This is a genomic window from Sphingomonas sp. GW822-FHT03G08 (assembly GCF_058801135.1).
In genome coordinates this window covers 2,184,406-2,192,901 of the sequence record NZ_JBXAMZ010000001.1, presented here as the reverse complement: position 1 = coordinate 2,192,901, position 8,496 = coordinate 2,184,406, and the positions used below count along the sequence as shown (strand labels likewise).

Sequence of the window (8,496 nt, the reverse complement as noted above, 5' to 3'; positions counted from 1 at the left end):
ACGGCAACGGCAACGGCAATGGCGGTGCCAGCTCGGGTTCGGGATCGGGCAGCGACGCCGGGACCGGCAACAACGGCAACGGTAACGGCAATGGCGGTGCCAGCTCGGGCTCGAGTTCGGGCAGCGACACCGGGACCGGCAACAACGGCAACGGCAACGGTAACGGCAATGGCGGTGCCAGCTCGGGCTCGAGTTCGGGCAGCGACGATGTCGGTACAGGGGATAACGGCAATGGCCAAGGCAACGGCGACGGCAGTGCCAGCTCGGGTTCTGGCAGCGACGATGTCGGTACCGGGAGCAACGGCAATGGCCAGGGCAACGGCAACGGCGGGGTTAGCTCGGGCTCGGGCAGCGACGATGTCGGCACCGGAAACAACGGCAACGGACAGGGCAACGGCAACGGCGGGGTTAGCTCGGGCTCGGGCAGCGACGATGTCGGCACCGGAAACAACGGCAACGGCCAGGGTAACGGCAACGGCGGGGCCAGCTCGGGCTCGGGCAGCGACGATGTCGGCACCGGAAACAACGGCAACGGCCAGGGTAACGGCAACGGCGGTGCCAGCTCGGGTTCGGGCAGCGATGATGTCGGGACCGGCAATAACGGCAACGGCAATGGGAACGGCAACGGCAATGGCGGCGCCAACTCGGGTTCGGGCACGAGCACTGATGTCTCGGTCGATGTCGGCGTCGATACCGGAATCGCTCCGGGCAAGGGGAAGGGCAGAAACCCTGGCAAGGACAATGTGCGCGGCGATTGATGCCGGGCGGATGCGTTGACCTGACGTTAGGGCGCCCGCGCTAGACTTGGTGCTTCGAAGCGGAACGGACGCATGAAGGCGATCGAATTTCTAAAGGGCCATTGGCGGATCGCCGCGCTGACGCTGAGTTGCTTCGCCGGCATTGCGGCAGGGATGTCGGGCGTCGGCGTCGGCGGCGAGCGGGCCCTTCGCGAGGCGGGCTGGCATCTGCGCCAGCATCCCGCCAGCGGCCAGATCCATATCGTCGAGATCGATGCGCGCAGCATCGGCGCGATCGACAAATGGCCCTGGCCGCGCAGCAACTATGCCCGGCTGATCGATCGACTACGCGAAGCGGGCGCTGCCTCGATTCTATTCGACGTCGACTTCTCGTCGCAATCGCCGGTGCCGGACGAAGACGCCGCCTTCGCCGCCGCGCTCGACCGCGCCGAGGGCAAGGTGGTGTTGCCCACCTTCGGCCAGGAAGCGGGCGGCGGCCAGGAAGGCTGGACCGACTCGCTACCCACCGCGCAGCTGCGCGAGCACGCAACGCTCGCTGCGGTCAGCATCCTGCCCGATGCTGATGGCTATGTCCGCCGCGCGCCGCTGGGCACCATGACTGATGGGCTGCCGCGCCCGTCACTGTCGGCGATGATCGCGGGGATGGACGGCACCGCCGACCAGGATTTCCCGATCGACTTCGCGATCGATCCGAACACGATTCCGCGGCACAGCTTCATCGACATCCGCGACGGCAGCTTCGATTCGCGCGCCATCGCCGGCAAGGACGTGGTGATCGGCGCGACCGCGGTGGAGATGGGCGATCGCTATGCCGTGCCGAATTACGGTGTGATCCCTGGCGTGGTCATCCAGGCGCTGGCTACCGAGACACTGCGCCGCGGCCTCCCGCGCGAGGCGGGCTGGCCGCTGCCGTTGGTGCTGGCCGCGCTGCTCGGGTGGACGATCCTCCGCATGCGCACGCGCCAGCATCTCGCGGCTGCGACCCTCGCCAGTCCGGTCATCCTGTTCGCCACGTCGGCGCTGGCCGATGCAGCTGGCCATTGGTTGCTGCCGATGATCCCGGCCTTCATCACGATCACGTCGGCGAGCGGTCTGGCGCTGGCTACGCGTGCCACCGCTGCGGCACGCCGCCGGCGGATGCACGACGCGGGTACCGGCCTGCCCAACCGCCTGGCACTGCGCGAGGCGATGCGCAGCTATGCCGGAATCGGCGTGGTCACTGCGCATCTGGCCGAGTTCGACAAGCTGGCGGCCGGACTCCCGGCATCCGCGATCACCGAACTGGTGCGCCGCGTTCGCGATCGTATCGCGCTCGTATCGGAAGGCAGCACCGTCTACCGCGTCGAGGACCGCGTGCTCGCCTGGCGTTGCTATGACGAGGAGGCGCTCGAGTCCCGCCTCGCCTCTCTGCGCTCGGCGATGCTGGCGCCGGTCGAGATCGGCGGGCGACGGGTCGATGTCACGCTGGCGATAGGCTTCGCCTCGGAAGCGGCGGCCGCCTCGCCCGACCGCTGCGTCGCCAATGCCGCGCTCGCCGCCCAGCGCGCGATGGCCTCTGGCGGGCGCTGGCATGTCCATGACGCCGGCGAGGACGAGACGATCGAGCGCGAGCTTTCGCTGCTCGGCGAGCTCGACGAGGCGATTGGCAAGGGCGAGATCCATCTCGTCTACCAGCCCAAGCTCGATCTGCGCTCGGGCCGGATTGCCAGCGTCGAGGCGCTAGTGCGCTGGCACCACGGCACGCGCGGCTTCCTGCGCCCTGACCTGTTCATCCCGCTCGCCGAGCGCAACGACCGCATCGCCGCGCTGACGCTCCACGTAGTTGCCGAGACCATCGCCGACCTACGGCGCTGGCACGCGCTCGGCCATCGCATCACCGGCGCAGTGAATCTCTCCGTCAAGCTGCTGAGCTCGGCCGAGTTCATCGCGATGCTGCGTGAGCTGATCCGCACCAGCGGCATCGAGCCGGACGCGCTGACCTTCGAAGTGACCGAATCCGCCGCGATGCACGATCCGGAGGCCGCGGTCGCCGCGCTGCACTTGTTCCGCGATCTCGGCATCGCGATCTCCATGGACGATTACGGCACCGGCCAGTCAACGCTCAGCTATCTAAAGCAGTTGCCGCTCAACGAGCTCAAGATCGACCGCAGCTTCGTCCAGTTCGCGCATCAGAACCGCGGCGACGGGGTGCTGGTGCGCTCTACGGTGGAGTTGGCGCATGATCTGGGGCTGAAAGTGGTGGCGGAAGGGGCCGAGGACCAAGAATGCCTCGCCTTTCTCCGTTCGATCGGCTGCGATCTCGTGCAGGGCTATGTCATCAGCCGGCCCGTGCCAGCGGCGGAGCTGGAAGCCCTGCTCCCGCGTTCATTCGATCTCGCCGCCTGAGCGGCGGTCTTCAACATGGGGAATTTGAGAACGTCGCCAACGCGGCGAGTTGCTGCCCAATGGGATGGGGGTAAATCCCATTGCCGATTTTCATGCGACCTTATTTGGTCACCTACTTTGCGGCGTCGCCGACTTTGTCGGCCGCCTGGGTCACGGCCTGGGTCAGCGCATTCTCGCTGCGGTCTGGTGCCCCGACGGGTATTGTCGACATTTAGTACGTAGTTTTTGAATGGGCGGCTTTCGAACCAATTAGGCGCAGTCAAACCGAGGCGGCTGAGACCCAGTCGCCCTGCGCTACGGTGCCTGCCCATAAGATAGGTAGTTCGCCGCAACCCGCGCTTCCATGCGCATAGCAGCGGCAAGGTCCGCCTCAGCCTCGGGCCTACGACCGAGGCGTTTGGCCGCGATCCCACGACCGTACATCGCGGACGCCATTTTGGCATCGCCCTTGACCGCCTTGTCGTAAAGTGCCCAGGCATCTTGCCATCGCTGCTGCTGAAGGGCGACCAGACCGGCGCTGTCATAAGTGTTCGGTTCGGCCGCCAGAGCCAACGCACGGTCACACTGTTCGCGGGCCTTCTCGAAATCGCGTTTGAGATAGGCGGCCCGCGTCCAGCACGCGGCGTTGAAGCCCGCGGCATATTTGGGTTCGCGCAGTGTAAGCGCATCATAGTCGCGCAGCGCTTCTTCGTACCGGCCTAGATCCTGGTAGACGCCCGCTCGCGCTTCCAGAGCAGCCGAAAGGCTCGGGTCAGCGACCAGTGCCGCCGTGAAATCGGCGATCTGGCTGTCGGCCGGCCGCTTGAGCATGCCGCGAACGAGGCCCCGGCGATAAAGGCTGAGCGCTCGCTCGGTCGTGTCCGTGATCCCAAGCTCTATCGCCCGATCGAAATCGGCAAGCGCGGCCGGCCATTGCTGGTCGCTTCCGCTCAATCGTGCACGGATCGAATAGGCATAGCCATTGCGGCTATCGAGCTTGATTGCCTTTTCCACCGCGACACGGGCATTGGCCTTATCGGTGCGTCGAAGCAGCGCGTCGGCCAGTCTTGCCTGTACCATGCTGCGCCACTCGGACGTGAGGCTCGAAACGCCGCGCGCGGCATCCAGCTTGGCCATTGCCGGGTCCTGCGGGGTTTCGGCGATCTTCAGGGCGTTGGCGAAGTCGGCAGCCGCATCGGCAATCGCGTTGCTCCGCATAAAGGCCTGACCACGAACCGCTAGCGCGCGCGCCCGGGTTGCAGCGGGCACACCGAAATCCTCGGCCAATAGTTCACGGCACGCCGAGACGTCCTCCTTGAGGCAACGCTCCTCGTAAATGCCGCGCACATAGTCCGACATACGGCCTTGTGCGGCGGCGGTTCCGCTGGCCAGCAACACGAAAACGATACAGACGGTCCTGATCATAAACCCAACCCCAAGCGAGCGCAGTCCGGCCTTCACTCTGCGTCAAAGCGGCCAGCGCACCTCAACAACCCTGATGCCCTGTTGCCGCGCCTCGCTGATCCGATTCTGGCGCGCCTGAGTGGCGACGGCCCGTCCATTATATCCCGAATCGCATCCCGGCCGCTTAGTGACGCCCTGGTTCTTGCCGAGATAGTCGCCAAATTGCTGGAAGGACATGTCGGGGCCGCTCGGGACCGGATAGGGGTCCGAGACATAGACGGTCTTCATGTCCGACCCATAGACATAGCAATAGCCGTGGTTGCCGCTCTGCGCGCCGGCCGGCAATGCGCCGGCTAGCAGCAGGAAGGCTGCGGCGGTGCCGATGATCAACTTCGCTCGCATTGCCATATTCTCCTTTGTCTTAATCGCCCGCCGCATGCGCGCGCCGGCGGCCTCAAAGCGCGTGGCAGATGTCGGACACCCGCTTTGCCGAGGAAGCGAGCTCGAACATGCGGTCCTGTTCCTCGGGCGCGTCCGATTGGTCGCGGTGGAGCGAGAGTCCGAGGCTGTTCCGCACATCGTCCCCCGCCCGCTGGGTGCCGTTGAGGATCGCACCGGACAGATTGAGGAACGAATTGCCCGCGCTGGCGACTACCGTTTCCTGCCAGTTGACGAGGAAGGATCCGGTGGTGCCGTTCAGATCGACGACGATCTGGGTGACGCAGGGATCGTCCGCCGCCGCGATCACGGTGTGGGCACCGACAAGGCTGTTGCCGAAGTTGGACACGAACAGCTGTTTCGCCGACGCCGAGAAACCGTCCTGGGCATCGAGCGCCGCAGCAGCTTTGCGGGCAAAGTCATAGCCGTCCGCGGCGGCCGCCCGGATCCATTTGCCGCCTTCGGCCGGATTGCGACCGGCCAGCGAGCGGTCGTAGAGCAGCGTGCCATAGAGCATCTTGCTCTCTGCGATCCCGCCTTCTGCACCGATTTTGGCGTAGCGCAGCGCTCCCGCCAGGTCCTTCGCGGTGATCTCGCCGCGGAACAGCGCCTTGGCATATTCGCCCGCGGCGACGATCGAACCTGCGTCGGCGGCCTGACGAAGCAGGCGCAGATATTGCGCCGGATCGGGCGCAACGCCGGTGCCGTAGAAATAGTCGAGGCCGAGAACATGGATGCCAAGGGGCAAGCCCGTCGCCGCGGAGCGCTGCGCCCAGCGGAACGCCTCGCTGTCGTTCCGAGGCACGCCGGATCCCGTCGCATAGGCGCCCGAGATCAGCGCCATGGCGCGCGGGTCGCCATTCTGTGCGGCGGCGAGCACAGCGGCTGCGGAGCCGGGGAAACCCGCCAGGCGCCGCAGTTCGGGCCCGGTGAGCGTACGCCATTGCATTTCCGTGATTCCCCACGCCGTGCCGGATTGCGGAGCCATGGGACCAGGGTTGGGGACCGCCGAGACCGGCGCGCCCGCAAGCAAGAGAAATCCGCCGGCAAGGCCGGCGAGAAGAAGGCTGCGATGCTGTCGCATGATCAATGTCCTGCTGCCCCGTGCGCTCGGGCACGGGGCGGGTCTTGGAAATCGGTGGCCGGGAGCCTTAGTTGGCGCAACTTCCCTGCTCGTTCGCGACCGTGACCCAGCAGGACCAGCCGCCGGCATCCTGGGTGCAATTCTGCGGCGTGGCGTGGGTCGTGATGCATGTATGCTTTTCGGCTGCGACGACCCTGCCGCGGCGCTCCGCGTCGTCCATAGCCGAAGTGCGCGTCTCGCCGCTTCCCCAGATGCGCTCCCCTGCATAGGCGGCGCTTGGCACGGCGATCACGGCGAACGCGATGGCGATCAGAACGGGTTTGGTTCGCATGCTCTTCCCTCCTCTTGCCGGGCGCCAGCTTCCTGCATCCGGTTGATGCGGGAAATCTGCTGCGTCGTTCCGAGCGGGCACATCCCCTTTTGTGGGGTGTCGAAATCCCGTTGACCCGTGTGGAGGCGTTATTCCTGGCGGGAGGAAATCTCGCGCAAGGCCTGGGCGACACGGCCGGGTTCGGCCAAAGCCAATAATCGCCCCGACCCTTCCGCGTCCACGAACCGCGCATCGGGCAGCACCGCCCGCCAATAAGCGCGCACATCGGCAGGATCGTGGAGCGTATCGTGCTCGCCGATCATCACCGACCAGCGGTGCGTACCCTTGCGGGGAGAGGGGCGCGCCGCGGTCGCCATTGCGATCTGCTCGTTGACATAGCCGGCAACCCGGCCCGCCGCGAACATCCGGACCGCTCGGTAATAGTCGGTGACGACTTGCGGGTCGCGTAGTGCCTTCTGGTCGGGTGGGCTCCCGGCGAAGGAGCGCTCCATCATGCGTAGCAGCCGTTCCCGAGTGAGATGGGCAGATATCAGCCGCGCCATCATCGCGACGAGGCGCGGGTTGCGATAATAGGCTTCCTTGACCGCGCCGAGCGGCCCGGCCCGGCGACCCTTCTCCTCGGTGTGCGGATCGGGATTGACCAACACTACCCGGTCGATCAGGCCGGGGGCGGCATCGGCCAGTGCCAACACATGCTGCGCGCCGCCTCGCGCAACGACGTCGAGAATCGAGATATCCAGTTTCCGGCACACCCGCAGCACGTCCGGCACCGCTGCGGCGAATGGATCATGCCCGCCCGGCTCGGCGCCGGCAATGGGATCGGACATGCCGAATCCGGGCCGGTCTATCGCGATCGGGCGACAGCCCTCCGCCTGGAGCGCCGCCACCAGGCTGCGGCTCACCGGCCGCGAGGTCATGCTGCTATGGACGACCAGCACCGGCTTTCCCGAGACGGGCCCATAGTCGCTCCACGCGATCCTGCTGCCATCTTCGCGCGGCAGCATGCGCAACGGCTCGGCATGGTCGTGGGGAAGCGCGACATAGCCGCGCGTGGCCGCCGTGGTGCAGGAGAGCGCCTGCGCTTCCACTACGGTGCGCGCGAGTGCCGCGGCGCTGGAGACGCCGAGGCCGGCATAGATCCGATCGAGTTCCTTCTTGGCCGCGGCAGCGGACATGCCGAGACGGCGCGCCGCCACCTCGCGGGGCAAGCCCTCGGCGATCAGGCCCGCGAGCGCCGCCTGGCGCGAAGATAGCCCCCAGATATCCTCGAGCAAGGGCACGCCGGACCTCTGCGGGAGGACGCCGAAGGCCAGCGAGGCGAGGCTGGCGACCAGCGCGGGAAGTCGGTCCACGCCGGCGCGCCGCATCGCCTCGGACAGGCTCTCCCGCGCGGTATCGTAGGATATTCCCAACTGAGCGGCCGCCTGCTTGATCGTACCGCAGCGGATGGTAGCCATCGCGACGCGCGTCTGAAGGCCCGTCAGCCCGAAGCTCTCGCAGGCCGCCTTAAGGGGTGTCGCCCGAAGACTGGTAATCGTCGCCAGGACCACGACATGGCCACCGCCGAGTTCGGGGCGCTCTCGGATTTCTCGGGGAAGCACCCAGGAAGCGGCTTCGGTGGCGGTGCTATAGGCGAAAATCGCGGGGTCGGACTGGCCGTCGGGCGCTTCGACGGCGACGGGTGCGACATGGCCGCGACCCGTCCGAAGCACCTGGCTGACGATCTCGGTGTCGATGTGGCTTGCAGCGCCTTCGGCGGCGAACACGGCGCTGGCGACAACGACGTCACCCGATGCATCGACAAGCGCGGCGGCCAAGCTTTCCGGACGCAGGAGCGGATAGATCCGCATTTCCTCAGGTCCAAAATCAGCCTTAAGCACTCGCTCAATGGCGGCGGCTTCGCTGCGCACCGCCTCAATCATCGCCTCGGGCGTTTCGATCCAGCTCCGCAGCGCATCATGAAAGCCGTTCGACCAGGGGGCCGTACCCCGCCAAGCCCAGGTTGAGTCGTGGTCTTGCTGGCCGGGCCCGGTGGACATAGGAACTCCGAAAATCTTCAACCTGTAGACTCCCCGGATCACGGCAAAATTTTCGGGCAAAGTCCATCCGCTAATGCT

General features: G+C 66.4%; 6 protein-coding genes and 1 pseudogene. 2 read left to right on the top strand and 5 right to left on the bottom strand.

The genetic code is table 11. The annotated features are described in order from the left end of the window. Both AC1RJ5_RS09965 and AC1RJ5_RS09960 read left to right on the top strand, forming a co-directional pair. Positions 1-758: pseudogene (locus tag AC1RJ5_RS09965) on the top strand (hypothetical protein); the annotation flags it as partial. A 72-nt stretch (positions 759-830) separates the two neighbouring features. Continuing rightward, positions 831-3,143 carry a putative bifunctional diguanylate cyclase/phosphodiesterase gene (locus AC1RJ5_RS09960; RefSeq protein WP_269574034.1) on the top strand — a complete coding sequence of 771 codons (2,313 nt, stop codon included), beginning with the start codon at positions 831-833 and terminating at the stop codon, positions 3,141-3,143. Positions 3,144-3,437: 294 nt separating this feature from the next. On the opposite strand, the gene AC1RJ5_RS09955 is transcribed toward AC1RJ5_RS09960, so the two are convergent. The 5 genes from AC1RJ5_RS09955 to AC1RJ5_RS09935 form a co-directional block, all read right to left on the bottom strand. Then, positions 3,438-4,547, bottom strand: coding sequence for a tetratricopeptide repeat protein (locus tag AC1RJ5_RS09955; RefSeq protein WP_269574035.1), 1,110 nt, complete (start codon positions 4,545-4,547; stop codon positions 3,438-3,440). Positions 4,548-4,589: 42 nt separating this feature from the next. Beyond that, a complete protein-coding gene (locus AC1RJ5_RS09950; RefSeq protein ID WP_269574036.1) occupies positions 4,590-4,928 on the bottom strand; it encodes a hypothetical protein in 339 nt (112 codons plus the stop codon). A gap of 52 nt (positions 4,929-4,980) precedes the next feature. Then, positions 4,981-5,913: a tetratricopeptide repeat protein gene (locus AC1RJ5_RS09945; RefSeq protein WP_269574037.1), complete on the bottom strand. Its 933-nt coding sequence runs from the start codon at positions 5,911-5,913 to the stop codon at positions 4,981-4,983. Between the two features lie 202 nt (positions 5,914-6,115). After that, positions 6,116-6,379 carry a hypothetical protein gene (locus tag AC1RJ5_RS09940; protein ID WP_269574038.1) on the bottom strand — a complete coding sequence of 88 codons (264 nt, stop codon included), beginning with the start codon at positions 6,377-6,379 and terminating at the stop codon, positions 6,116-6,118. A gap of 128 nt (positions 6,380-6,507) precedes the next feature. Next, positions 6,508-8,418 (bottom strand): alpha/beta fold hydrolase, encoded by a 1,911-nt coding sequence (locus AC1RJ5_RS09935; protein WP_269574039.1) that lies wholly within the window; start codon positions 8,416-8,418, stop codon positions 6,508-6,510. Positions 8,419-8,496 lie beyond the last annotated feature (78 nt).